The organism is Bradyrhizobium sp. RP6 (assembly GCF_003837805.1).
Classification (GTDB): domain Bacteria; phylum Pseudomonadota; class Alphaproteobacteria; order Rhizobiales; family Xanthobacteraceae; genus Bradyrhizobium.
The window spans coordinates 138,446-163,265 of the sequence record NZ_RQIT01000010.1 but is presented as its reverse complement, the minus strand read 5'-3'; the positions used below and the strand labels follow the sequence as shown (position 1 = coordinate 163,265).

The window sequence follows — 24,820 nt, the reverse complement described above, 5'->3', positions numbered from 1 at the left end:
GAGTTTATACTATGACGATTGCATCGGCTCGCCCGACTTCCGCCGCGGACAGTCCGGTAGAAATTCACGTTCTCGATGAGGCGAATCCGGCACGTGCAAGTTTAGTCGTACGATGGTGGCGACCCAAAATTGTTGAACTGCTGGCTCTCGTGGCCGACGCTATCATCATCGTGGCAAGCGGCGCTGGCTGTGCCGCCGGATATCAGATCTATGCGCGGCCGGAGCACGACCAACTCGACGTCTACACCGCGCTCAGCCTCCTGGTTGCGCTCAACTTTGTACTTCTGATCAAGGTTCAGCACGGCTACGCTCTCAGGAACTTTACTGACCTGCCGCGGCTATTCAAAAAGACGCTGGCCACGTGGACCGCCTTGTTCGGTGCCCTGATCGTTATCACCTTCGCCATAAAGGCCAGCAGTCAAATCTCGCGCGGCACGATAATCTCGTTCTACCTTGTCGCTCCAGTTCTCCTTCTGCTGGCGAAGGCAGCCATTGCGCGCTTTGTCACGACCGCCTTGCGGAACGGCGCCTTCGCCAGGCGCCGCGCCGTGGCGATCGCCGAGCGCGGGTTGATATCATCGGAGGCAATGGCAGGACTTACGCAGCATGGCTACCGGATCACGCGGGTCATGGAGCTCCGCCCGGAGTGCCTGACCTTATCATCGCTGATCCCGTCGATCGGTCCACGCCTTGACGACTTTATCGCCTACGCACGAGAGAACCAGATCGAACAGGTGTTTTTGCTGCTCAGGTGGGATCATTGGCACGCGATCGACAAGATCGCCGACGCATTGAGAATCCTTCCGGTACCGGTAAATCTCGTCTCCGATCCCGATGTCTCGAGATTCTTGCGCTACCCGGTCACGACCGCCGGAAGCAGCATGATTGCAGAGATTCGGCGCGCACCAATTTCGCGGCAAGAACAAGCTCTCAAACGCACGTTCGACCTGATCGGCGCCAGCCTCGGCCTGCTGGTGTTCGCACCGGTCATGCTGATGACCGCGATCCTGATCAAATGCACATCGAACGGCCCGGTACTCTTTCGGCAAACCCGGAACGGTTTCAACGGTCGCGCCTTCAAGATCTACAAGTTTCGGACGATGCGCGTATTGGAAGATGGACCGATCATTCTGCAGGCGCGCAGGGACGATCCTCGCGTAACTCCGGTCGGCAAATGGTTACGCAAGACCTCGATCGACGAACTGCCGCAGCTCTTCAATGTCCTGCAGGGCGACATGTCGCTGGTCGGCCCCCGCCCGCACGCGGCTGCGCACAATTCGGAGTATGAGCAAGTCATCAGCAACTACGCGTTTCGCCAACACGTCAAACCAGGCATCACCGGCTGGGCCCAGGTCAACGGCTATCGCGGCGAAACGCTGACTGTCGGCATGATGAAATCCAGGGTCGACCTGGACTTGTGGTACATCAACAACTGGAGCATCTGGCTCGACGCAAAGATCATCCTGCGCACCGTGGTACAAGTGACTCGCGATCCCGTGGCCTACTGATGGTCTTACCCCCCGCCAGTAGAAGCAGCCCGTTCATGACACCAATCGCATGGGCGCGCGCCTGATCGTAGATTCGTTCACCCAGAATGAGAATCAGGCAATTAACTTTGTCCTCAAACAAGCTCGCATCAGGGCTCCGCATCATCCTATAACGTCGTGCAATCAGGGCACCATCGCTAAGGCCCTAGCGCCCGCTAGCAGCAATCCAATTTCAGGAAGATGAAAACCTACCTCATCAAATATTTCGTTCTGGGCAGCGAGCAGGTCATCTTCAGCTTCTCCAATTTCTTCTACCTGGCGGTAGTCGCGCGCCGGCTGCCGCTGGCCGAATTCGCCGAGCTGAGCCTGGGATATACCTGCTATCTCATTCTCATCGGCGCTCATCACGCGGTCATCTGCGACCCCATCATCGCGACTGGAATCAGCGCACAGGACGGTCAACAATCATTGTTGCGGCGACTGTGGACGGTCAATGTATCCTTTTGCTGCCTGGCACTGGCCGCAGGATGCGCATTCGTCTTGAACAGCAGCACTCACGAGATGCAAACGCTCACGGTTGTAGCTCTAGCTTGCCTGTTCTTCAGCTTTGCCGGTCCGGTCCAATTCGTTCGGCGAATTATGCACATTCAGGGACACGTGCAAGCATCCGCCATCGCAGCGGCGGCGTACGCGACAGTCCTAATCGTCTCAGCCTGGATGCTGCCTCACGTCAAACTGGAATCGCACTTTGCATATACCGTACCCTTCATTCTCGGCAATCTGGTCTTCCTTGTCTCAGCTTGGCGAAACATCCCACGCAGGCACAACGACACCCAGACCATCTCCCTGAAGTCCCATTTCCGGGCGGGATACTCGTTCCTGATCAACAATCTCCTCGGTCTGGCGACGACAAATATCTATCCGTTCGTCTTCGTGTTTCTGAACTCGCCTGAAGCCGTTGCAAGCTATCGACTGATGTTCGCCGTGATATCCCCATTCGCCCAGTTGCTTGGCGGGCTCTCAGGGTTCATCACGCCGCGCATTGCAGTCGCGAAGATCAGCCAGATCGAAACCCCTCACCTGCTCATCCTGGCTCTGATCGTCTTCGCTCCGCTTCCGTTGGCCGTCATGGCAATTTGGTTCGGCAACGACGCGGCCTCTCTCATCTTCGGAACCAAGTATGTCGCGCTCGGGGGATCCATCCCCGTTGCCTTGATCTCGACGAGCTTCGCCCTCGCACTCGCGACCGTGAGCATGTGGCTAAGGGCCAATCACCGGCTCGGCTTGATGCAGGCCGGCGGCTTGATCTCCGCGGCGATAACCGCCGTCATCGCGATTCCCAGTTGCCTGGCTCTTGGAGTTACCGGTGCGTTCGTGTCGTTGGCAATTGCCAATGGCGCCGCGGCGCTTTGGGTAGCATTCAAGGGAACCTCGGGCCGTATCCGGGCGCAACCCGTTTAGTCTAGCCGCTTACTTCTGAGACGTCTCGGGCATCGACCCGCGGCGAATTGAGGGGGGCGCAGGAATATAGACGGCGCGTTTGGTGAGGAGGAGCATGACCGCCGAAGCCAAGACGGTAGAGCTATGGATTGCCCATTCCGACCACCCGACCTGGAACGGGCCGCGAAGCAGGATCATGCAAAGCATCGGCGAAAGACAGAGAATGAAGTAGAGCGGCGACAGCCTTTGGGCGGCGAAGCCGCGACGCTCTACGCGATCGAGAACATAGACGATCGCGACGGACATCAGCATCGCCCCAACAATTCCGAAGCTGAAATAGCCCTCGATCGGCGGCGGAGCCGAAACGTTATCGGTACCAAAGCCTTTCAGGATGAAAATGTAGTCATGCATGATCTCGCCGACTGTTCTTCCCTTCCCCGCCCAAAGGTCGCGCGGAACGAAGAACAGCAGTGCCCCCATGATGTTCGATCCCCATTCCAAGCCCTTCATTTCGACCCACATGATGGCATAGCAGAACAGGTCGAGGCCTGAGAAATCAGGATGAACGAAGAACTGGGAGAAGGGCCGCTGATCGAGAGAGACGTTTGCGTACCGGAAAATGGATCCAAATATGGGCGACGCCAGCAATCCGGCGAAATAGGTGACGAGAAACAGACGAACGTTTCTTGGACCAAATATTGCAAGCACGCAGAATACGATCAATGTCGAGGAGCGAAAACGTGCGGAAATGAGCGGATTGTTGATGAAGAGACCCGCCAGAAGCAGAACTGCAAAGCACGTCACCCAGCCCGTGTTCCGGCGAGCCAAGGCGACACTGGCACCGATAACAGGAGCAACCAGGGTGAATGGCCGGAAGAATGCCGTGACCAGAATGTTGATCATCTTGCTTTCGCCAACCACCGAACCGAAGGCCTCGCGATTCACCTGGAGCAATGACGGGCCAAGATAACCAACCAATCCGAGCGATACGACGATCGAGGCAGCTGCCAGAAGGGTGTAGTTCGGGTTTGGCTCCGCGGCGAGGCTCCTGTCCAGAAACCGGTTAGGGCGGGGTTCGGGAGTTCGAAAGGGACGATAGATGACGAAGCAGAGACCCACGATCGTCATGAATGCGCAAAGGAGACTGGCCGGCACAACGAGACTTACATCAGCCAGAATTGGATCGAAGTCGTTTCCGATCTGCTGAAGAGGCGCCACCGCCAGAAACAGGAGGTTGAAAACGAAGAAGACAACGAACAGCAGGTAAGATCTAGCCAGAGCGATCTTCAAGCCGAACAAGGAAACAATGCCGTTCACCCCGAGTATCATGGCTGCGATCAACGAAGCACGCGGGCTCGACCAAGCCTGGGTGAACGAGAGAAGCAGGTAGGCTCCGGCCGAGCCGATCACGACATAGTCGAAGACGCTCTTCGGCGTCACATACAACTGGGAGGCGGCTGCACTACGCGAGAACTGGTTCATAACCTAAAAACATTAGAGTTCGCCAAGCTCCACATTGCGGCGCCGGCTCTGGAAAGAGCGCATCCAACCGCTCTTCAGCCCCGGTGCAGATCGTACAATACATATCTCGGTCGCGTTAACGCTTCGAACTCGCTCACCTTGCGGCCAAAACTCAGGTGAGATATCCTTGTAATATATAGAAGATATCAACGGAATACTTACTTGAATGTCCTTTTCTCCGGCCCGGATTAACGCCGACCTTAAGCTGCACGCGCGTATGGACCGGCGCCAGCTTCTTTCCGCCAGCATCCTCCTCGCAGGAGCATCTTCAATGCCGGCCCCGGTGGCCGCCGCGACGAGTTCAGGAGCGAAGAGGAAGAAAGTTTACGCGCATTGGCATTGGTTCCCGACCTCGTTTGATAACTGGCCGGCGGATAAAGACCAGTATGCTGATTATCTGTCGCCGGACGGCACCCAAGGTAAACTTCGGGCCGAGGGCGGCTTCGTGCGCGAACGCCCCCTGCCTCGACCTCCGCGCCCGGAGGCAAACTGGGCTGTGCTTGACATGCTTGATGAGATCAAAGCCGCGCATCACATCGGGCTCGATGGCTTCCTGTTCAACATGGGGGGTATAGACGACGGCTCCCCGTACATGATCCATTTGCGCAACATGCTTGAGGCCGCCCAACAGGGCCCGCCGGGATTCGAAGTCATACTATCGATCGATACCGTAATTCTGGTGAAGACACCGGTCGATGCGATTGCCGACGCAATCCTCAAGCTGGCGCGGAATTCCCATGTTGCGCGCCAATCCGACGGCCGACTGATCCTAGGGGCTTTTTCTCCCGAGCAGTGGGACGTTGGCCGATGGAAGGAACTGTTGCAACGACTGACGTCAAGCGGAGAGAAGGTTTTCTTCTACCCTACATTTCTCGATGTGCGCAGAACGATCGATTTCATGGAATTGATCGATGGTGCCTCGATGTGGGGGGTCGACAAATTGAGCGACGTCCCTCTCCTCAAGAAGGTAGGAAAGTTGGCCAAACAGGCCGGGAAGGTCTGGGCATCCGTGGTGTGGCCTCAGGACTTCCGGCCGCACAATCGCTGGTTCTCGGAATGCCACAACAGTGAATTGTTCCGAGCTTCATGGGCCGCGGCAATGGAAATCGGCTCCGACGCGGTCAACATCGCCACCTGGAACGACTATTCCGAAGGATCCGAAATTCGACCGTCAACCAGCATTCAGTACGCTTTCTATGATCTCGCTGCGTTCTATATCGCGTGGTTCAAGAACGGTACGATGCCGCCGATCACTGAAGACGTGCTCTACTATTTTCACCGAATCGAATCCACCGAGGCGGCCGGAACTGGCTCCGCTCAGCCGTTCAGGTTCGCAACAAATCTGGTCAGTCGCTTTGCCGATCCGCCTCAGAATGACATCGAGCTGCTTGCGTTCTTGAAGGAGCCGGGCGAGCTCACGATAGCGACCGCGAAGGGCTCAAAGAGCATGAAGGCGAAAGCTGGAATCACCTCGTTTCGAATTCCGTTGGTGCCAGGCAAGGTGAGTTTTCGGCTCAGCCGTGGCGACGCCAATGTCATAGACCTCCCGAGCGCGTTCGAAATTCGTGAGACCTCGGCCTATCAGGATTTGCTGTATCACGGCGGGTCGTCGTCCCGTCCGCCGGTCTAGAATATTCCGGTCGTGGTTCGGACGAACACTGCCTAGGTATTTGGCCGTCATTTCTCTTGAACGCACCAGCGTCAGTGGGTCCCATGCATTCAACTTTCTTCCCGGAATTAGCTGCTGGCGGATTCTCCAGGATCGACGGCACGATTGCGTTTTACCAACGCGTGAACGCCCTCGCGACGCCGAGCACCAGAATGATCGATTTCGGCGCAGGCCGCGGCGCGATCCACGAAGACGCCAGCTCGGAGTACCGGCGCAATCTCTGCAATTTCAAGGGACGCGTTGCCCAAGTCATCGGATTGGACGTCGACGAAGCCGTCTTCACCAATCCGTCCCTGGACGAGGCGATGCTCCTGGATCCGACGGGACGTGCGCCACTGCCTGCCAATTGCGCCGACATCATCCTGTCGGATTGCACATTCGAGCATATTCCGGATCCGGCCCAAAGCACCGCCGAGATGGACAGGCTTCTGAAGCCCGGCGGCTGGATCTGCGCGCGAACCCCAAACAGGTACGGCTACATCGCATTAGCCAACCGCCTCATCCCGAGCGGAATAAGCCGCAGCATACTCAGCTCGGCACAACCCGAGCGCAAGGATGAGGACATCTTTCCGGCGGTCTATCGTTTGAATACGCCGGCTACGCTACGGAGGTATTTCCCACCCGCGCGTTTCGACCATTTTGTATATGCTTGGGATGCAGAGCCAGCCTACCACGCCAACAACCGCGGTCTTTACCGCGCGTTCCAACTCGTTCAGTCGCTTACGCCTCACGCCTTCAAGACCGTCTTGATGGTTTTCATCCGGAAGAAGCTCGACTGTCCGGCGGAAGCCGCCTAGCTGGTGCGCTGGTGAATTCGTGTCCTCGAGGCGATACGCTATCGAAATAAACCTTAAAGCCGAGATCTTGACCAAACCGCAGCACTTTCGGTTATTTTGGGTGGCGCGAGGAACGACTATGCTGAAGATTGCTATTCAAGTTTTATTTCTTTTCTTCCCCTGGAGAATCCGCCGGCTGGTCCTCAACGCGATCCCCGGTTTTTCGATCCATCGCGACGCGCGGATCGGTCTGTCCTTGATTCTGGCCGACGAATGCGTCCTGGAAGCGAAGACCTACATCGGTCATCTCAACTATATCGGCCGGCTTGATCGGTTGCAGATGGATGAAGATGCGGTCATCGGCAATCTGAACTGGATCGGTGGACTGTCAACTCGCCTGAATTCGCCGGCCTTCCGAAACAGAACGAAACGGCGTTCGGATCTTATTATGCGCAAGGCAAGTCTGGTGATGAGCCAGCATTACATTGATTGCACAGACCGGATCGAGTTTCGTCAGTTCTGCGGTCTGGCCGGATTCCGCAGCCAGTTGTTGACCCACGGGGTCAATCCAATGTCTGCTCGGCAAACATGCTCTCCAATCACGATAGGAGCCTACACGATGATCGGCACCGGCGTGATCATTCTGCAGGGCGTCACCATCCCGGACTATTGCGTTGTGGCTTCGGGCGCAGTTGTAACTCACGTCGCGCCCCAAGAATACTCGATGATCGGTGGCAATCCCGCGGTTCACCAGCGGGACATACCCAAGACCGCAAAGATTTTTCACCGAACCGCCTTCACAGTCACGTAGTGCTCGGACGCGGCTCGCAGGTGCGTCCCGGGCTCGCCCTGTGTGTCGCACACGGTGACCTGTTCTCTACCGTCCGGTTAGGGCGACATTGGGGATCCGTGCCGCTGCCTTGCCAAGAATGCGCTCGCCATCGATTATTCTTTTGCCGACATGCTGAAGGACCGACGACTCCGTGCCCGGTAAAATGATCGTTGTGGCGGGTCCACTTCCTCCGCCGGTTCATGGCGCTGCTCTCATCACCAAGCGGGCGGCCGACACTCTGCGCGCTGCTGGATTTCAACTCGCGTTCGGCGACACATCACCAGGCAATGCTCCCAATCGGTGGCGGCATCATTTCAATCGCGCACGAGCATACGCCCGATGCGGACGAGCTATCATTCGCCACTCCGAGGCCCCGACACTCTACCTTTCTCTGTCCGGCGGATATGGTCTGCTCTATGACCTCTTGATGGTCGCCCTCGCGCGGTGGTTAGGAAAGACGATCGCGTTCCATCATCACAGCTTTGCATACCTGACGAAGCGCAGCCCTATCTTGGCGTCCATCGTTCGCATGGCCGGCACCAACCAGCTTCATATTACGCTCTGTCCCAGGATGGCGACGACACTTTCGGAGCTGTACGGCAAGCATCTGAGGACGGTCGTCATCTCCAACCTAGCGTTTATCGATTTGCCCGCGGTCGAACTGCGGAACTGTGGCCGGAAATTCAGCTCGATCGGCTATCTATCGAACATCTCGCTCGAAAAGGGTATCGACCGATTTCTCGACCTGATGGCTCGACTGCGAGAGAGCGGATCCAGCCTGACGGCACGAATCGCTGGTCCCTGCTCCGATCTCGAAATCGAGCGCTACATCAAGCGTCGCGCGAGCGAGATCGGTGGAATAGAGTACGTGGGGCCCGTATACGATGACGCCAAGGTCCACTTTCTCTCCTCGATAGACGCTCTGATATTTCCGACGAGATACGTCAACGAAGCGCAGCCCGTGGTGATCTATGAGGCGCAGATGGCAGGCATCATCGTCGCTGCCTCCAGCCGCGGATGCATCGCCAACATGGTACCGGAAGAATTGCTGCTCGATCCGAGCGCGTCGGATCTCGACGGGATCGCGAAACAAATCCTCGCGTGGGAGAAGTCGGTCGCTGACTTTCAAACCGCCCTGAACGAGGCCGACCGTAATCGCGCAGGGCTGCTCGTTCAGCGCGAAGACGACGCGAGAAAGTTCGTGGACCTTTTCGAGGTCCCTGCGATCAGATGAGCAGAGCGCGCGGCAAGTTCATTTTTGAAATAGTGAATATCGAAAGGTCGACATCTTCATCGTTCCCAGAATCGTGTCGACGCGCTGATAGCCGTAGACGGTCGCATCCTTGCAGTGATCGCTATGGTAATAGCAGATCTTGACTCTGATCATTCGAGAGCAGTTGTTCTTGACGCTCACGATATGATCCATCAGCTCTCCGTTCTGGACATGCCCTTTGGCAGCCGCCTCAACATTGAGGCAGGGCCGATTGGCGCCGTCACGGATGACGGGCGATTCCGACGTGTCGGCGGCGCCCTGCATCGTGAATTTTGACTTGGTGCTTTGTGCGTGAGCCGATGGAACGTTCTGGATCAATGTCCAGGCCGGAGCCATGCAGATCAGCAGGACAAGCCGAAAGAGCGATCGAATCATTGCCGCCACATCCTTTCAGGCAGATCGACTCCCGGCACAGTGGCCTTCACGCCGTCATATGCCAGCCGCTTCGCAAAAGCTTCACGGGCGATCAGGCGAACGCCTGCGAGGCTCGCCAGCAATCTATCCCTCTGAGGCCAGCCGACTCCCGTCAGGTTGCGTGCCGCATCATCGGTGAACTCGCTTTCGACCATGCCGGCGAACTCGGCAACGACCTTTTGCTGCAGCTGTTCCCCAAGCAGTGGAAATACCGCAAGCGCCAACCTGTTGCGACGGAGCGCGATCCAGCCTTCGTATGGTCCAGCGGCGTACGACTGTTCAAGATAGCGAATATTTCCTGCGTCGAAGCCGTCGCGCTCGTTCCTCACCCAGTACAGCAACAGCCAAAGAAAAGCGTCGGCTGGATCGAGCATCAACGACGACTTCAGCTTGTTCTCCGCGGCCGCCAGTTTGCGATCCAGGTCCTGGGAACCCTTTCCCAACATGGCCTCCTCGGCCGAGCGAAGCGCAATCAGCGCTCGGGCTCGTATCAGATTGGGGTAGGGAAGGCTCGATGGCGAGTCCGCGTCCATACGAACCGCAATCGAATCCACGGTCCCCGGCTTGAGCTGTTCACCGACCAAGATGTGCGTGGCCACGGAGCTGACCTGCAGATCGGCCCAGAACGATGGCAACACGATCAGTGACCAGGTTACTCCAACGATACCCGTCAGAAGCAATACGCCCCTGCAGCATCTCCGCCAGATCTCGCCCATGCTAATCGACGTAGCCGTAGCGGGCATAGTTCTTCTTGTAATAGTAACGGCTGTGATAGGACTCGTAGCGAGCAAGGCGCTTCGTATCTGCCTTGTTGAGAACGACGCCAAGTAGCTTGTCTTGGATTTCCTGAGAACCACGCAGATTGTGCCTGACGACATCCATCAGGGTCTTGCCCCACTCCACAACGAATATGTAGGAGTCGACGAACGTCGACGTCACGCGCACGTCCACTACCGGCGCCATCGGCGGCATGTCGAGCACGATGTAATCGAACTTGTCCCTCAGCTCGCTAATCAGGCCATGCATCATCTTGGATGCCAATATCTCATTCGTATGAAGAAGCTTGGAGGTCGTACCTGCAGCCAAGATCGAGAGCCCCGTCTGCGCATCAACCGTCAACGCTTGCTCCAGTTTAGCCTTATGCGCGAGGATCTCGACCAAACCAGACTCCGCGTCTGGCGTCAGCGCGCGAGAGAGCGAGGGATTGCGGAGATCGCAATCGATCAGGAGGACGCGCGCACCGCCATGGGCCATCAATTGCGCCAGGTTGGCAGACAGCGTGCTTTTGCCTTCATTCGGAAGAGTCGACGTAACCGCCAGCACGCGGTTCTCTCGAACGATCGAGTTCAGATCGACTGCCACCTTCGTCGAGCGCACCGCTTCGGAGAAGCGCGAGAGAGGATGATCAACGACATAACGCAGCAATCTGGGCGTTGCGTCCTTGGTCGCAGCTGCGTTCACTGTCGGCAGCAGCGCTATGCAACTCGCGCCGAGCACCTCTTCGACCTGCTGTGTCGTCCTGAACACCCGGTCCATCATTTCACGCACGATCGCTAGGACGAAGCTCAGCACCAGACCGCCAAAAAGAGCCACCCCCAGTACGATAAGAGTCTTTGGATAGCTCTTGACCAGCGGTGTCGTTGCTGCACTGATCACGCGCGCTTCACTGATGGGGAACGATTGCTGCTGGACCGATTCCATGTAGCGCTGCAGGAAATTGTCGTACATCGCCTGATACGACTGCGCATTGCTATCGAGCTCGCGTAGCCGAACCTGCGCCTGATTGGTGAGCTGGGACTCCGAGACCACGGTGGCCAAACTAGCCTTGATGCTTTCCTCGCGCGTGACGGCGATATCATAGTCGCTCTTATAAGATTCCTGAATGCGCTTGAGCTCGTCGATCATGTTCCGCTTGATCTCGTCCATTTGGCGACGCAGATTCACCGCGGCAAGATGATCGTGGCCATACTTGGCGGCCCAGATCGCTTCCTTGGCGGCCATATCGACATACTGGCCGCGCAGCTTGACGATGGTCTCGTTCCGAAGAGCATCCGCCACTGCCGCGTCCGGGATTTCGCGCTTCAGAATATCGTTGATGCGGTCCAGCCGCGCCCTGGCCTCGGCCGTCGAGGCGTGCGCCCCAACCAGCTGGCTATTCACTTCGGCGAGCTGTTGCTCGTTCATCAAGCGCCCGCCGGTATCGACAATGTTGTTGGCTGTCTTGAAATCGACAACCGCCTTCTGTGCCGCGGATGCCTGAGCGCGCAACTCCTTGATGCGATCCTGCAACCAGACGCTGGCGCGACGCGTTGATTGGTACTTGGCTTCCAGTTGGTCAACAATGTAGGCGTCAGCGATCGCATTGGCGATCTGCGCCGCTTTCGCTGGATCACGCGAGGTGAAGCCGATCTCCATGACGTATGTGAGACCGAGACGCTTGATGGTACGATTGCTCTCAAAACGTTGCAGAGCTTTGCGTTGCAATCTGAACTCGGAACCGGCACGGCCACTGGAAAACAGATCGGAAAAGAAATTGCCGATCGACCCGATCAAGCTTCCGCCGTTGCCGAGGAACTCCGGATCTTCCGTCAGATGCAGGTCACGAATGACCGCCAAGCTGATGTTCTCGGACTTGAGAATTTCAACCTGCGTTTCCACCGACGCCGAGTCAGGGGCCACGTCACCGAGCATCGATTGCTGCTGGAACAATTGTACTTTGCGAGTGTCGATGACGATCGACGCCGTAGAGGTGAATTGCGGAGCTTCGGTAAAGAGATAGAGAAGCGCCAAGATCACAGAGGCGGATATGATCGCGACAATTGTTGGGAACTGATGCCGGATGACATCCAAATGCAGAGTCAGCGATTGAAACGGGGAGCCTTGAGTCTCGGCGAATTCGCGATTGATCTCTGAGGTGGACTTGTTCAGCTGCAACATCCGGTAAATCCTGAAATCAATCAATGCCCGTACTTGGGCCGACAAGCGCGCGGCGACGTGATTTCACGTGTCCGCAAATCACGCATAGTCATCGAAGCATGGGCGCACCACGTGCTTCACGGGCAGTATATCGTGCAAGTCATCGCGGAAGATCAAAGGCAGCGCGTGACACGCTGCCTTGGTTTATTTTCTCTAAGGGGATGCCGGCGCAAGAGGCCCGGACGTTATTGCGTCGGACTGACCGCAGGATAGGCGGTCGAGGGAGTCACTGAACCCGTATAAGTCGTCACACTGTTCGGGTAGTGCAGGCCACCAAAGCTCTGGGCACCGGAGCCGCTGCCACCAAAGGCAAATCCGAAGCCGGTCGTCGGGCCCCCACCACCGGAGCCACCCCCCCCGGCACCGCCAGCCGCAGCGATTGCAACATCACCGGTTGCGGCCTGATAGGCAGCAATCACGTCCGGATTGTTCGTTCCGGCGACGGCGGCCTGAATCTCATTGGCAAACGCTTGATCGGTCTGTGCCGCCATGCGGGCGACCTGGGCAAGTCCAGCGACGATCGCGCGCAACTGGTCCTTCGATGTCGCCGGGTTCTTCAGCAGTTCGATCAGACCCGGCACTGTCGTCGGATCCGACGCTCCAAGGTCGCGGACGCGCGAAATCAACTGCGGACCGCCATCAGGATATTGCTGCAAAAGCGTTGCAGGAGATCCCTTGAAATCGGAAATGATCTGAGCCTGCAGTTGCCGGCTGGGCGGATAAACAGCCGCGCTGGCGGCGGAGGATATCGAGCTTGCGATCGCAATCACCACAGCGGCTCGAACCGTAAACCTGATAAGGTTCATAATTTCCTCAAGAACTAGTTTGCCTTTATGGCCCGAACGAAACGATGGGAAAGTAGTCGAAAGAGGCAGTCCTGTCCACCAATTCTAAAGGAATAGTTAAGGCCCAAGTACCTGGAAAGAAGACTGTTTTGGCGATCCCGAAGTGCGAGCACGGGTCGACAGCGCATTTGCCGCAGCCCCTTTCGGCTCGACGCTCCCCTCGGCGGAGTGAAAGGATTGCGCCAGGCCGCCCCCGAAAAGCGCAAAGAAGGGGATGCTGTAACCTGGTATCTGCAACGTGAAATCGAGGCCGGAATGGAGCAACGCCAGCAGCGCAGTGCCGATGGCAGCCAGGGGAATCGAAGCGTCACGCTTGCGGCTGAACACCCCGCGCGCAAGCACCGTGAGCATGACCGCCCAACCGGCCGCCAGGAGAAGCGTCATCGGACTTCCGGCCTCCAAAGCGACCTCCAGAGGGGTCGAATGGGCTGCATTCCAGGTGCCGCGCATAGAAATATTCGGGCTGCGGAAGGCTGGAAAGGCCGACTGGAAAGTCCCCATCCCAGTACCGAACCAGGGGGTATCGGCGATGATGAGCAGCGAGGACTTCCACCCCTCAAGCCGGCCACTATCGGTCAGCCCCTGGCTATCGAAGCGGCCCACGACGCGACCACCGAGCAATTCCAAGAGAACGAGAGCGACCAAGGCGGCGGCCGCCAAGGCCATCCAGACGCCGGTGCGCGGTCGAAGGTCCTTCCGGAGGAAGACGACAAAGACGAAGATCAGGGAGAGGAGCGAAACAGCCACGCCCGCCCGCGAGCCAGTCATGAACATCGCCATGACGCAGATCAGGAGCGCGGCGAATTTCAGAGCTAGCGAAGCCTGGGGAATTTTAGCCAGATCGCGGGAGAGATTGCTCCATCTGAAGCGTCCTCCGGGAAGGTGGCGGCGCACGTCCGTAAGAAGCAGAAGCATCCAGATGACCGCACATGAGCCGAAATAGGCAGCGGCGGTATTGCGGTTGATGAACGTGCCGGTGACGCTGCTGAGATAGGCGGTCTTGTCGCGCCACAGAATCATGGTCGGTTCGATGAGGAACGAGAGGACGCCATATGCAGCGTAGAAGCTGCCTGAGAGCGCGATCACCAGCATTACCTGGCGTGCACGCCTCGCGTCGGCGCCAATGACGAGCCCCCCCAGAATAGCCAAGATGTTTGCAAGTGGCGCCCCCACAGCAAAGAAAGCTTCGTACCTGACAATCGAGGCCGATGGCGCAACGGCTGTATCGAGCAGCGAGCCGAGTTGCTTCCAGATCGGATGATATGGCGCAATCCACGGGCTGTCAGACAGCTGTTCGTGCAGCGCGAAGCCGTAAGCGGCGACAACGATGAGGATGCCTGCGATGATCCAGAGATGGGGACGACGCAGGGCGTTCGCTGGCGCAAATATCAGGGCAATTCCCAGACAAGCGCACCAGAAGGCAATGGCCAGATTGTTGGTCGACCCAAACGGGAACGGCGCACTCGCTATAACAAAGAACAGCACACAGCTGGATACGAGATCGGCCGACCAGCGAATGTTCATCGAAACACGGCCCATCGCTTTCGTCTGAGGCCCCCCAGTGGAGAATACATTAGAGCGGATGATCCCGCAGGCGTCCAGCAAGAGCCGCACTCGGAGGTGGATGATCCATTCTGAACCGTATCCCGCCTACAGAGGTTAATTTCCGGCGTCAACTCATCCGGGAGCACGGTTAAAGAGGGAGAACGTTCTGCCGGCCCTGCTCCGCAATGCGTCCCGATCCTGACGGCCTCGAGTTCGTTAACAGGACGGTTCGCCCCAAGCGCGGATCTCATCCGATGAAGGGGCTGGACGGTCCCAATTTCAATCGTCTACGCTGGATTTCCGCAACGTGGTCCGGTAGTGCTTCGCCCGCACCGCATCTCCAGGCTTGCGAAAGCCCACGTCGCCAATTGCCGGCAGACTGTTTCCGGGAGAATTCCTGCTTCCGATCGAACGTTTCCACGAAGTTCTTATGTCAGACGACCAGCGTTGCTGGCCGTCGCTCTGCGAGGGTAAATTGAATATTGACGTCATCTTAGCGACACGTGGCAGACCGGCGGACGTTCAAGTTCTTCTAGACCAGCTTCGACTTCAAGAACGCGCGCCTGATAGCGTCATGCTTGTGGGCGCTGAACCCAAGGATTTGCCGGATGCTGCCGCCGTCCCGAATGATCCGAGCGTGCACCGACTGGTTTCTCCTCGGCCGGGACTGACGTCGCAGAGAAACCACGGCGTACAAACGGCCAAGAAGATAAGCACTCCCGAGGCCTGGCTTGCGAAGATCATCGTCTTCTTCGACGATGACTTCAGGCCCGCAGCCGATTGGCTGCAGAAATGCGAAGCGCTGTTTGCTGCAAGTCCACAGGTCCTCGCCGTTACGGGAGCGGTGATCATGGACGGGGCAAGAGGCAGCATCGCAATCACCGAGGATCAGGCTTCCGATGCGCTGGCGCTGCCTCGGGCGAGCGATCAGACCGGATACAGCAAGTCGAAGGAGGGCCTGTACGGGTGCAATATGGCCTTCAGAGCGACAGTCTTCGACCAATGTGCATTCGACGAGAATCTGCCGCTCTATGGCTGGCTCGAGGATACGGATTTTTCCGGACAGATCAGGAAGTTCTCGGACATCCATCGAGCTAAAAGCTTGATCGGTGTTCATCTCGGGTCAAAGTCTGGACGGGTCAGTGGCTACAAATATGGTTACTCGCAACTCGCCAATCCGCTCTACCTTGCGCGAAAAGGAACAATTACCCTCGGAAAATGCGCATACTTTTGGACACGAGCGCTCGCGTCCAACGCGCTGCGCTCGCTTCGCGAGCATCCGATGATCGACTATCGAGGCAGGCTTGCCGGAAACATGGCTGCAGTGGCCGATTTGATTGCCGGTTCAATTCATCCAACCAACATCTTGTCTTTCCGCCGCTAGAACGCATTGCGCGCTACGCTCATCACGACCGGGACACGAGTACCAAATCATGATTGACGATAACCTCATTTACGATCTCGGCGCCCATAAGGGTGAAGACACCGGGTTCTACCTCAAAAAGGGATTCAAGGTCGTTGCCATCGAAGCTGTACCGGAATTTTGTACCACACTTGGCCAGCAGTTTTCCCAGCAGGTTGCCACAGGGCAACTGAAGATTCTCAACCTGGCCGTCGCCAAGACGCCGGGGAATATCGACTTCTACGTCAACACGGAGCACTCGGTCTGGGGAACGGCAAATCTCGAGTGGGTCAAGCGAAACCAGATGCTGGGCGCAGCGAGCGTGCAACAGATAACGGTTAAAGCCGAGCGGCTGGCCGATATCATGCGCGACCACGGTATTCCCAGATATTGCAAGATCGATATCGAAGGAAACGATTTTGACGCGTTGTCATCGCTCGAGAACATTTCCGAACCCCCGCGATTCGTGTCGATCGAGTCCGAGAAGAAGAATTGGAATGATCTCGTAAGGGAGTTCGAACTGCTCAGGAGCCTGGGCTATTCCAAATACAAAATTGTAGATCAGAGCCTCGTCTCCCTGCAGGAGCCGCCTCAGCCGGCGACCGAAGGCTGTTTCCAGGCGCACAGATTCGAACAAGGCAGCAGCGGACTGTTCGGCAACGAATTGCCAGGGCGGTGGATGGACATGTTTGAAGCGCTTGAGGTCTACAAGGGGATCTTCCGCGGCTATGCGCTGGCGGGAGACGCAGGCATCTTCCAGGGGCGCAAGAGCCTATTCCGAATGCTTGGCGGGCTTCAGGCAGCGCTGGTGCGCGCGGCCGGGCGAAAGGATTACCGCTTCCCGGACTTTCCTCCAGCTGGTTGGTACGACACGCACGCAGCGCGATAGCGCGCCGAGAGCAGATCAGATCGGGAAAGCACCAGCCCATTTGCCGAGGCCGATTGCTCCTTGCCTGGTTCTGTTCGGATTCGCGGGCTCGCATTTCCGACAACCGTCAACCACAACGGTCGTTGTTCGCCTCGGCTGCCTTGCCTGGACTAAAGAGAGCAATCGATTGAATAAATCCTAACATCCACATTCAGGCGGCTGTTTCGCGTCTGCGCGCGAAAGGCATAGAATGGCCCAAGACTATCGCTTCCGGAATCGAGTTTTATTCCGGGGGTCAATTCGTCGGGCGGGACCAGAAGACCAATGTGGCGGTTGATGGCGGAGATCTCGATCCGCCCCTCGCCTTCCGCAAAATGCCCACCGAGCTGGGTCACGGTGACCTTCGGCAGACCGCGGCGTTGATGGCAGACCTCCTCCTCCCAGAGCTTGGTCTGTTTCACCAGCGGCTGGCCCGCGCCATCGGGAACGACGATATCGGGAAAAGACGGGCGCAGCATGCCGAAGAACCTGCTCTCCTTGGAGTTCGCCGAGAGACGGACGGTCAGGGACAGCTCGCCCTTGGCCCCCCTCAGGCGCGACAGGATCGGAGAATCAGGCTCGGCAGAGACCATCAAGTCTATGCGATGGCGGACGCCCAGCTCTGCGGCAGCGCCGAGAGCCGTCCCGACCGGTGCAAACCCGAAGGCGACAGGAACCAGTGCCAGAAGACGCCAGAATGCTCGAAAGCGCATGAAGCCCTTGCAACATTGCGGGGGGACTGATGACTGGCGCGCCATGCTCAGTGGCGCCTTGATCCAAATCCCCAACTCGCAGCCCAGGCAGAACCAGTTCCATTGCTAAACGAAAATGGCACCGGGACAAAGGCCCGGTGCCATCGGTTCTGGGTCGATCAAGTGGCGCTTACGGCGCCAGCTTGATGTTGTTGCGGAAGATCAGGGCATCGTTGGAGAGGTTCACGGCATCGCTGCCGGTCGCCATGATCACGCGCAGATAGCTCAGGAACTTGGCAACCTCGACGTTGCGCGAGTTCGAGACGTAGATGATGTCCTGGTTCTTCATCATGACCTTGGTGGCGAGGAAGAAGCCGCCCGGATCGCGGAAGTTCACGTTGAAGATGACCGGGATCGTCTCTGACGTGTACTTGCTCACGTCGATGCCGAGTTGGGCAGCGACCTCGCGCGGCTCGCGGCGATAGAGATACACCGCGGCCGGATCCGCTTGGCCGTCCAACAGACCGCCGGCCTTGCCGACCGCTTCGCCGAGGTTGATGCGCCAGGCATCGAAGTTGAACTCGCCGCTCTGGCCGCTGGCGCCGAACGCCAGGAACTTCTGCTGTTCGCGATAGACGTAGATGCTGTCGTCCGGGCGAACATAGACGTTGTTTTCGGGCGCCATCACGAGATTTTCGAACGGCACGGTCGCCCGCTTGCCGCCGCGCTCCAGCATGACCCAGGTCTCGAAGCCCTGGCCCTTGATTCCGCCGGCACGGGTGATCGCGTCGAGCACGCGGTCCTTGGCGCCCGCCGCGCTGGCCGGATAACGCGCGGGCGAATTGACCTCGCCGAGCACGCTGATGAGCTGGGTGCGCTGTGAAGACATCGCCACGACCGCCTGCGGCTCGATGGCTCGGTTGCCGATCTTCTCGATGATCGAGCGCTGGATCTGGACCGCTGTAAGGCCCGCGGCTTTGACTTGACCGGCATAGGGCACCGTAATGAAGCCGTCATTGTCCACCGCCTGATCCGGGATGGTCACGAAGTTACCCGGACGAACGCCGGCTTCCGCCGGGATGAACAGACCGCCTGCCGCGGCTTCGAAGATGGTGACGCTGACGACGTCGCCGATGCCGAACACGATGCTGGCGGGCGGACGGCGATCGGTGAACACGCCCGCGAGCCCCTTGGGCTCATGGGTGTGCAGGATCTTTACGGTCGCCGGATTGAGCGGCACCAGCTCGTAGGCCGGCGCATTTTCAGTCTGGACCTTGTTGTTAACGTCGTCCGTCAGCGGGCCCGAACCGGGATTAGTCGAACAGGCCGCGAGCGCCAAGGCGGCCACCAGAAGCGCAGGCTTCAAAACATAGGTTTTGGCGATAGATGACATGAATAGCGCCCGAGAGTCCCCAATTGACGTAGTTGGTACGGCCTAGGGGGTGGTGCGACAAGCGCTCCCGGTGGTTAACGGAGCGATCCGTTGGCTACTGTTGCCTTCAAGCCACTCTTTGGGGCTTGGTTTAACCCTTTGTGACTATTTGTTGTATTTCATGTGCCCGGCCGGCGGGCAAAATGCGCAACTTGAGGCCTAAAGCATGTTGGGCGCAGGCGTCGCCGCCCCTTGTTCCGGCCAAGCCCATTCAGGATAGGACTTCCGCGTGTCTGGCCTCCTTCTGATCCCGCTGTTGGCAGGTTCCCTCCTCGGCGCCGCTGGTCGGCCATGGAGCCCTGCCGCCCCCTGCCCTGGCGGCCCAGAATCGTCGTGCCGCGAAGCGCCACTTGTTGCGATCGCCCAACCGGACTCCTCCTCCGTCTGGAAACTCACCCGGACCCAGGGGGCCAAGGACGGCGAGAGCTTCGCCGCCATCATGAAGACCGCGGATACGGCCCAGTCGGACCCGGACTTTGCCGGCCTGATCGTCCGCTGTGCGCCAAAGGGCAAGATCGACGTGATGGTGGCCTTGATCCGGCCCTTCCCGCCGCGGAGCCGCCCTAAGGTCAGGATCGCTGCGACCGGCGGCGGCACCTTGACCTTCGACGCTCGCATGGCGGCCGCAGGCGCTACCGTGCTGCTACCGGACGAGGTCTCTGCCTTTGCCGCGGGCAAGTGGCAGACAGCGGCCTCGCTGTCCGTGGCGGTCAGCGAAGGCGACAGCGAGATCAGAGGCGTAGTAGTGCTGAACGGGCTGCGAGAGGCTTATCATTCGCTGCTGGCAAGTTGCAGCCAATAGGCCAAATTTAGCCATACAACTTAAGGGTCTTTTTAGGGAGGGGAACCTAGGGTCCGGAGCACGGAGAGTGTTTCGGATGATCGCGTTTTTGATTTTCAGCTTTCTCGTCGGTGCCGTGCTGGGCCAACGCTTTCGGGTCCTGGTGCTGCTGCCGTTGACCTTTGTCATGGTGCTCGCCGCCATCCCGGTCGGCTTGCTGATCGATCTCACCGTGCTCGAGAGCCTGAAAGGCATGGTGTTCGCAGCCATCGCCCTGCAGGGCGGCTATCTCTTCGGGTCCGGGGCCCGCTTTGGCCTTGCTGCCGCGCGTGCCGGGCGCGTATTCGCCCGCCCAGTCAAGTCCGTGCGCTGATGACGCCGGGCTGACGTTGCCATGAGTCTTTCGTAGGGCGCGCAAAAGCCAGCTTTGTCTGCCTCCAAAGACCTCTGCTTGAAAACGCACCGCTCGCTTGTATGGTGGCCTGACCGTTTCAGGATTCCCTTCGAGCGCCGTTTGTCCTTCGCTTATTTTACCCTCATCGTTTCCATCGTTTCCGCTTCCGCTCTCGAAATCGCCGGCGTCAAGTTCGGGGCACAGCTCGCGACGATGGCCGCAGCACTGAGCTTGCTGGCGGCCGCCTCGAGCACGCGCAAGGCCGGCTACGATCACTACGTTCGCGCGACCTCGGGGGGCCGGTGGATCCTGACCGCCATTCCGCTGTTCATCGCAGTCCAACTCGTCCCTCTTCCGCTGAGCTGGGCGCATCCGATCTGGGCCAGCGCTCACGACGTCCTCGGCGGTCTGCCGCTCGGGCCGATCACAGCCGATATCGGCTTGACGCTGAACGCGCTGCTGCTGGCGCTTGCGGCGATCTCGTTGCTCGGTGTCACCGTCCTAGTCGTGCGCAACCGCAGCCGTGCCCAGCTGATCCTCTTTGTGCTGAGTGGCGTAGCCGCGATTGCAGCCTTGATTTTCGACTTGCATCGGCTGTTTCCGGCGTTTGCTGCAGAGGTACCGCATGACCTCACTGCGACCTTGGCCGGCCTTGGCCTCATGCTCAATTTGGCGGTCATTCAGCTCGCCGCTGAACGGGCTGAAACGCATCACTCGGTGCTGCGCTCGGTCGCGATCGGCCTTTGCGGCATGGTCGGAGCTTTGGTCAGCGCCGCTGCGGTCTTTGGGTTTTCCGGAACGAACAGCGCAATCGCAGCGGCTTTCGGCGTTGTGCTGATGCTGCTGATCCTCGTCATCCGCAGATTGGCCCTGTCACCATTGGCCGCGAGCGCATTGTCGGTGGCAGCCCTGGTCGGCGCCGCGATCGTGCTCACCTTCCTGTTCGAGAAGAGCTCCGGACCGGTCCTGATGCGGCTCGTCCCGGAAATGGGAGCCGAGACCAAGGCCGCCCTCGAGCGCATGTTGGCCGACACGCGCTGGTTCGGCGCTGGTGCCGGGACGTTTGCTGCGGTGGGCAGGATCTATCAGAGCGATGCCGGAGCTGTCTTGACCGCGCCCTCGGCGGCCATGGCCGTCTTTGCCGGGATGGGATGGATCGGCTTGGCTGCCATGATAGCGGTGAGCCTGATCGCTTTGGTCCGCCTGTTCTTCGGGGCTCTGCAGCGCGGACGCGACTCGTTCTTTCCCGCGGCAGCCGCGGCCTGCGTTCTGTTTGCGCTCGTGCAGAGCTTTGCGGGTCCAGGATTGCTTCGCCCGGCAGCAATCCTGTGTCTCGCGGTGATCGTGGGGCTGGGGCTGTCGCAGAGCGTCAGCCAATCCTCCCGATGAAGTCCGGCCGTTCTCACACGGCGCGATCGCCGAGGGAGGCCCAGTAGTTCGGGTTCTTGGGCGATTGAATGCGGACCCAGCGATAGGGCTTCTTCGACCAGGACATGATGTGGCCGGAGAGATTGTCCAGCACGAGATCGCCTGAGAAGGTCCGCACCACGACCACGAGATGATGCTCGCCCCAGGAGGTCACGACCTCGCTGAGCAGCACCGAACGCGCCGGGAAGCCCTTGGCGATCAGATCGTGGCGTTTTGTCACAGCGTAGTCGTTGCAGTCGCCGCTCGCGGGATGCAGTAGCCACTTTTCGCCGCGCAGTCCTTCCAGGTTGGGTTCGGGACGGATCGCGCCGTTGACCCGCTTGTTGACCTCTTGCATCTGCACCAGGCGTTGGGCCGTAAGCTTCAGGCGGCCGCCGCGGAAGACGATCTGTTGCGGCCGCGGTTTGCACTCGTCCTTGTACTTCAGGCAAAAGATGGTGAAAGCCATCGGCGCCAGCGTCGGCTGGTCGAACTTGATGTACTGGATGGCACCGCGCAGCCCCATGGGCGCGCCGACGAACGCGGCTTCCGCATTCTGCTGCACCCCCGCAGCAACGACGATTGCGGCCACAGCCGCCAGGAATTTCACGACTTTGCGCATGTTGCGCTCCCCGTTCTTGTTGGGGAGACGCTACGCCAGACACCTTGAAATACGGCTCAAACGCCGCGCGACCCTTTAATCAAAATGCGGGCTAAGCGGTCGGAAATAATTAAGAATACCGAAGTGTGACTTTTCTGCTAAGAGCGGTCGCGATGATCCGCTCGTGACGCTAGAAGCGATTCGACCGACCTGATGGGCTTTTCCAGCCATTTTCGAAAGAAGACCAAACCTCGGCTTCCCGACGGCGTTCGCGTCTATGCGATCGGCGACGTGCACGGCCGTGCCGATTTGCTTCGATCGCTGTTAACCGTGATCGACGTCGATCTCGCCCGCTCGGCCCCCGAACGCGCCATTCAGGTCTTTCTCGGTGACTATGTCGATCGCGGCCCGGACTCACGCGCCGTTCTTGATCTCTTGATTGAACGCTCGAAATCGCACGAGACGGTTTGTCTGAAAGGCAACCACGAGGTCTTCCTGCTCGAGGTCCTCAAGAACCCGGCCCGCCTGCAGGAGTGGCGCCATTATGGCGGCCTGCTGACCCTGGTCTCCTACGGCATCACGCCGACCATGAATCCGTCCGCGGAGCAGCAGGTCGAACTGATCGAGGGACTGAAACGCGCGCTGCCGCCGGAGCACTTGGCCTTCCTCCAGCAATTGCCCTCCTCCTTTACCTGCGGCGACTTCTTTTTCGTCCATGCCGGCGTCAAGCCGGGCGTCGCGCTCGATCGCCAGAAGGATGAGGATCTGCTCTGGATCCGCGAGGAATTCCTGACCTCCGAGGAGCGCTTCGGCAAATATGTCGTTCACGGCCATACGCCGGTCAGCACGCCCGATATCCGTCCGAACCGCATCAACATCGACACCGGCGCCTACGCGACCGGAAACTTGACGCTGCTGACCATCCAGGGCGATAGTCTGCTGGCAATCTAAGCGCTCTGGCCAGACCTCGGTCCCGTCGTCGGGCCCGCCCGCACAGGCCTCGTCAATTCCTCCATGACCCGCATGATCCTGCTTCGCGTCGTCGGCATCTGCACAGCAATCCTGCTGGCGCTTCACGCCGGCATGGCGTTCTACGGCGATCTGACAAGGCCGAATTTTCGCGCCAGCGATCTGTTCTCGGGCGAGCCTCCGCCCGAGAAGGCGAAGCTGGCAGCCGCAGCTGGCTTGGCCGCGTTTTCATGGGATGGCGATCTGCTTGCGAACTACGCGGCGGCGATGGCCGCTGACGCTCTTCAAGGTCCGCCGACCGCGGCGGGCGGCAGGGCCAGCGAGAACAAAGCAGCTCAGGCCGCCGTCTTGGCTGCCTTGAAAGTCTCACCGATCCGGCCCGCGCTGTGGCTCACGCTCGGCACGCTACAGGCCCAATCCGGCGAAGCGGCCACGCCGGCGGTGAAGATGTCCTACTTGACCGGATCGGTGCCGATCGACATTGCCTTCTCTCGCGTCCGGACCGTGACGTCGAGCGCGGCGGCGACCGATGAGGAGATCAAGCTCCTGGCGCAATCCGACATTCGGGCGGCGCTGGCCAGGCGCTCGCGTTACGAGCCTCTGCTGATCGCGGCCTATGTGCAGGCAACGCCGCAAGGCAAATCGTTGCTGCTGGAGACGACGAAGATTGCCGATCCCAAATTCAACGAGATCTTGCGGCGGTACTGAGCCCGCTCCAGCCTTGTGGCTATCGCTTCCGGGGCTGCAGCCAATTCCTCAGCGTACCGATTTCGGATTGACGGGTACAAAGTCCTCATCGCGCCGCGGCTGATCGGATCGCCCCTTGTAGACGAACATGCCCTTCTTGGTCGTGACGATGTCGCCTCGCTGCAGGCTTTCATCGTTGAGCAGGCTCTCGGTCGCGACAAGGTCCGGATCTACCGGAATGGGCTTGGAGAGCTCGGGATGCTCCCGCCGCTCGCGCAAGACTTCCTTGGCGCGGCGCCGTGCGTCCTCGATCCGCTGGCGCCATTCGTCGCGCGTGACTTCCGGCTCGCTGGATGGAAGATAGTCGTTGAGCGAGGGCGCCAGTTCGGTCTGAGCGAGACCCAAGGCCGGACAGGCGAGACCAAGGCCGAGTACACCGGCGATGGTTGCGACGGTCCGAGACAGCTTCCCAAATCGCTTTTCACAGTGGCCACGTCGACCCGTTCGCACGCTGATCACTCCCTGACAGAGCGACAAGGACGACCATTGGCCAATGTCCTCGTCTTCCACGCCTCAGCCTATACCTTTGTCGATGGCAGGAAAGCCCGTTTCGCGGACGAGCTTCCCTTTGGACTTTCCATGAAAAATCGAAAAACAACCCCATGCACAGTAGCCGGCACCAGTTGGATCAAGGAGTTACAGTTTTCCGAAATGGCAGTTGACCGGTCGGGCAAAACAGGGGCAGAATGGCATGGTCCGGAGAGAGGTCG

23 protein-coding genes are annotated in these 24,820 nt (G+C 59.0%); 13 read left to right on the top strand and 10 right to left on the bottom strand.

Going from position 1 to position 24,820, the window contains the following annotated elements; genetic code table 11:
- Positions 1–11 precede the first annotated feature (11 nt).
- Complete coding sequence (locus EHH60_RS20075; protein WP_124161168.1) at positions 12–1,508, top strand: undecaprenyl-phosphate glucose phosphotransferase; 1,497 nt, start codon at positions 12–14, stop codon at positions 1,506–1,508.
- A 219-nt stretch (positions 1,509–1,727) separates the two neighbouring features.
- Positions 1,728–2,948, top strand: a complete 1,221-nt coding sequence (locus EHH60_RS20070) for a lipopolysaccharide biosynthesis protein (RefSeq protein ID WP_124161167.1) — start codon at positions 1,728–1,730, stop codon at positions 2,946–2,948.
- 9 nt (positions 2,949–2,957) lie between these two features.
- On the opposite strand, the gene EHH60_RS20065 is transcribed toward EHH60_RS20070, so the two are convergent.
- Positions 2,958–4,409: a hypothetical protein gene (locus EHH60_RS20065; protein ID WP_124161166.1), complete on the bottom strand. Its 1,452-nt coding sequence runs from the start codon at positions 4,407–4,409 to the stop codon at positions 2,958–2,960.
- Positions 4,410–4,614: 205 nt separating this feature from the next.
- Here EHH60_RS20065 and EHH60_RS20060 point away from each other — a divergent pair, with 205 nt between their 5' ends.
- The 4 genes from EHH60_RS20060 to EHH60_RS20045 all read left to right on the top strand — a co-directional run bounded on the left by EHH60_RS20060 (position 4,615) and on the right by EHH60_RS20045 (position 8,959).
- Positions 4,615–6,078, top strand: a complete 1,464-nt coding sequence (locus EHH60_RS20060) for an endo-1,3-alpha-glucanase family glycosylhydrolase (protein WP_124161165.1) — start codon at positions 4,615–4,617, stop codon at positions 6,076–6,078.
- An 83-nt stretch (positions 6,079–6,161) separates the two neighbouring features.
- Positions 6,162–6,914, top strand: coding sequence for a class I SAM-dependent methyltransferase (locus EHH60_RS20055; RefSeq protein ID WP_124161164.1), 753 nt, complete (start codon positions 6,162–6,164; stop codon positions 6,912–6,914).
- Positions 6,915–7,032: 118 nt separating this feature from the next.
- Positions 7,033–7,704 carry an acyltransferase gene (locus EHH60_RS20050; protein WP_124161163.1) on the top strand — a complete coding sequence of 224 codons (672 nt, stop codon included), beginning with the start codon at positions 7,033–7,035 and terminating at the stop codon, positions 7,702–7,704.
- A gap of 172 nt (positions 7,705–7,876) precedes the next feature.
- On the top strand, positions 7,877–8,959 hold the full coding sequence (locus EHH60_RS20045) for a glycosyltransferase family 4 protein (protein WP_124161162.1): 1,083 nt from the start codon (positions 7,877–7,879) through the stop codon (positions 8,957–8,959).
- A gap of 18 nt (positions 8,960–8,977) precedes the next feature.
- On the opposite strand, the gene EHH60_RS20040 is transcribed toward EHH60_RS20045, so the two are convergent.
- The 5 genes from EHH60_RS20040 to EHH60_RS20020 all read right to left on the bottom strand — a co-directional run bounded on the left by EHH60_RS20040 (position 8,978) and on the right by EHH60_RS20020 (position 14,757).
- Positions 8,978–9,373, bottom strand: a complete 396-nt coding sequence (locus EHH60_RS20040; protein ID WP_124161161.1) for a hypothetical protein — start codon at positions 9,371–9,373, stop codon at positions 8,978–8,980.
- Positions 9,370–10,128, bottom strand: a complete 759-nt coding sequence (locus EHH60_RS20035; RefSeq protein WP_124161160.1) for a hypothetical protein — start codon at positions 10,126–10,128, stop codon at positions 9,370–9,372. The genes EHH60_RS20040 and EHH60_RS20035 overlap by 4 nt, the downstream gene beginning before the upstream one ends.
- A gap of 1 nt (position 10,129) precedes the next feature.
- Positions 10,130–12,349: a polysaccharide biosynthesis tyrosine autokinase gene (locus EHH60_RS20030; protein ID WP_124161159.1), complete on the bottom strand. Its 2,220-nt coding sequence runs from the start codon at positions 12,347–12,349 to the stop codon at positions 10,130–10,132.
- Between the two features lie 224 nt (positions 12,350–12,573).
- The gene (locus EHH60_RS20025; protein ID WP_124161158.1) at positions 12,574–13,194 is read right to left on the bottom strand and encodes a hypothetical protein; all 621 of its coding nucleotides are present in this window, start codon (positions 13,192–13,194) and stop codon (positions 12,574–12,576) included.
- 96 nt (positions 13,195–13,290) lie between these two features.
- Complete coding sequence (locus EHH60_RS20020; RefSeq protein ID WP_124161157.1) at positions 13,291–14,757, bottom strand: O-antigen ligase family protein; 1,467 nt, start codon at positions 14,755–14,757, stop codon at positions 13,291–13,293.
- A 496-nt stretch (positions 14,758–15,253) separates the two neighbouring features.
- Here EHH60_RS20020 and EHH60_RS20015 point away from each other — a divergent pair, with 496 nt between their 5' ends.
- Entirely contained in the window at positions 15,254–16,162 is a 909-nt protein-coding gene (locus EHH60_RS20015) for a glycosyltransferase family 2 protein (RefSeq protein WP_158626751.1), read from the top strand.
- Between the two features lie 49 nt (positions 16,163–16,211).
- On the top strand, positions 16,212–17,069 hold the full coding sequence (locus tag EHH60_RS20010) for an FkbM family methyltransferase (protein WP_124161155.1): 858 nt from the start codon (positions 16,212–16,214) through the stop codon (positions 17,067–17,069).
- A gap of 149 nt (positions 17,070–17,218) precedes the next feature.
- Here the strand turns inward: EHH60_RS20010 and EHH60_RS20005 are convergent, their stop codons facing one another.
- Entirely contained in the window at positions 17,219–17,845 is a 627-nt protein-coding gene (locus EHH60_RS20005) for a hypothetical protein (RefSeq protein WP_245454537.1), read from the bottom strand.
- Between the two features lie 124 nt (positions 17,846–17,969).
- A complete protein-coding gene (locus tag EHH60_RS20000; protein ID WP_124161154.1) occupies positions 17,970–19,172 on the bottom strand; it encodes a polysaccharide biosynthesis/export family protein in 1,203 nt (400 codons plus the stop codon).
- 268 nt (positions 19,173–19,440) lie between these two features.
- On the opposite strand from EHH60_RS20000, the gene EHH60_RS19995 reads away from it, so the two are divergent.
- From EHH60_RS19995 to EHH60_RS19985, 3 genes are all read left to right on the top strand, one after another.
- Positions 19,441–20,013: a hypothetical protein gene (locus tag EHH60_RS19995; RefSeq protein ID WP_245454536.1), complete on the top strand. Its 573-nt coding sequence runs from the start codon at positions 19,441–19,443 to the stop codon at positions 20,011–20,013.
- Positions 20,014–20,089: 76 nt separating this feature from the next.
- Positions 20,090–20,365, top strand: coding sequence for a hypothetical protein (locus tag EHH60_RS19990; protein ID WP_124161153.1), 276 nt, complete (start codon positions 20,090–20,092; stop codon positions 20,363–20,365).
- Between the two features lie 462 nt (positions 20,366–20,827).
- Positions 20,828–21,775 carry a hypothetical protein gene (locus tag EHH60_RS19985; protein WP_245454535.1) on the top strand — a complete coding sequence of 316 codons (948 nt, stop codon included), beginning with the start codon at positions 20,828–20,830 and terminating at the stop codon, positions 21,773–21,775.
- A 13-nt stretch (positions 21,776–21,788) separates the two neighbouring features.
- Here EHH60_RS19985 and EHH60_RS19980 read toward each other — a convergent pair whose 3' ends face one another.
- Entirely contained in the window at positions 21,789–22,415 is a 627-nt protein-coding gene (locus tag EHH60_RS19980) for a transglutaminase-like cysteine peptidase (protein ID WP_124161151.1), read from the bottom strand.
- 192 nt (positions 22,416–22,607) lie between these two features.
- On the opposite strand from EHH60_RS19980, the gene EHH60_RS19975 reads away from it, so the two are divergent.
- Both EHH60_RS19975 and EHH60_RS19970 read left to right on the top strand, forming a co-directional pair.
- Positions 22,608–23,345, top strand: a complete 738-nt coding sequence (locus tag EHH60_RS19975; protein ID WP_124161150.1) for a metallophosphoesterase family protein — start codon at positions 22,608–22,610, stop codon at positions 23,343–23,345.
- Between the two features lie 63 nt (positions 23,346–23,408).
- A complete protein-coding gene (locus EHH60_RS19970) occupies positions 23,409–24,071 on the top strand; it encodes a hypothetical protein (protein WP_124161149.1) in 663 nt (220 codons plus the stop codon).
- 48 nt (positions 24,072–24,119) lie between these two features.
- Here the strand turns inward: EHH60_RS19970 and EHH60_RS19965 are convergent, their stop codons facing one another.
- Complete coding sequence (locus EHH60_RS19965) at positions 24,120–24,620, bottom strand: hypothetical protein (RefSeq protein WP_245454534.1); 501 nt, start codon at positions 24,618–24,620, stop codon at positions 24,120–24,122.
- Positions 24,621–24,820 lie beyond the last annotated feature (200 nt).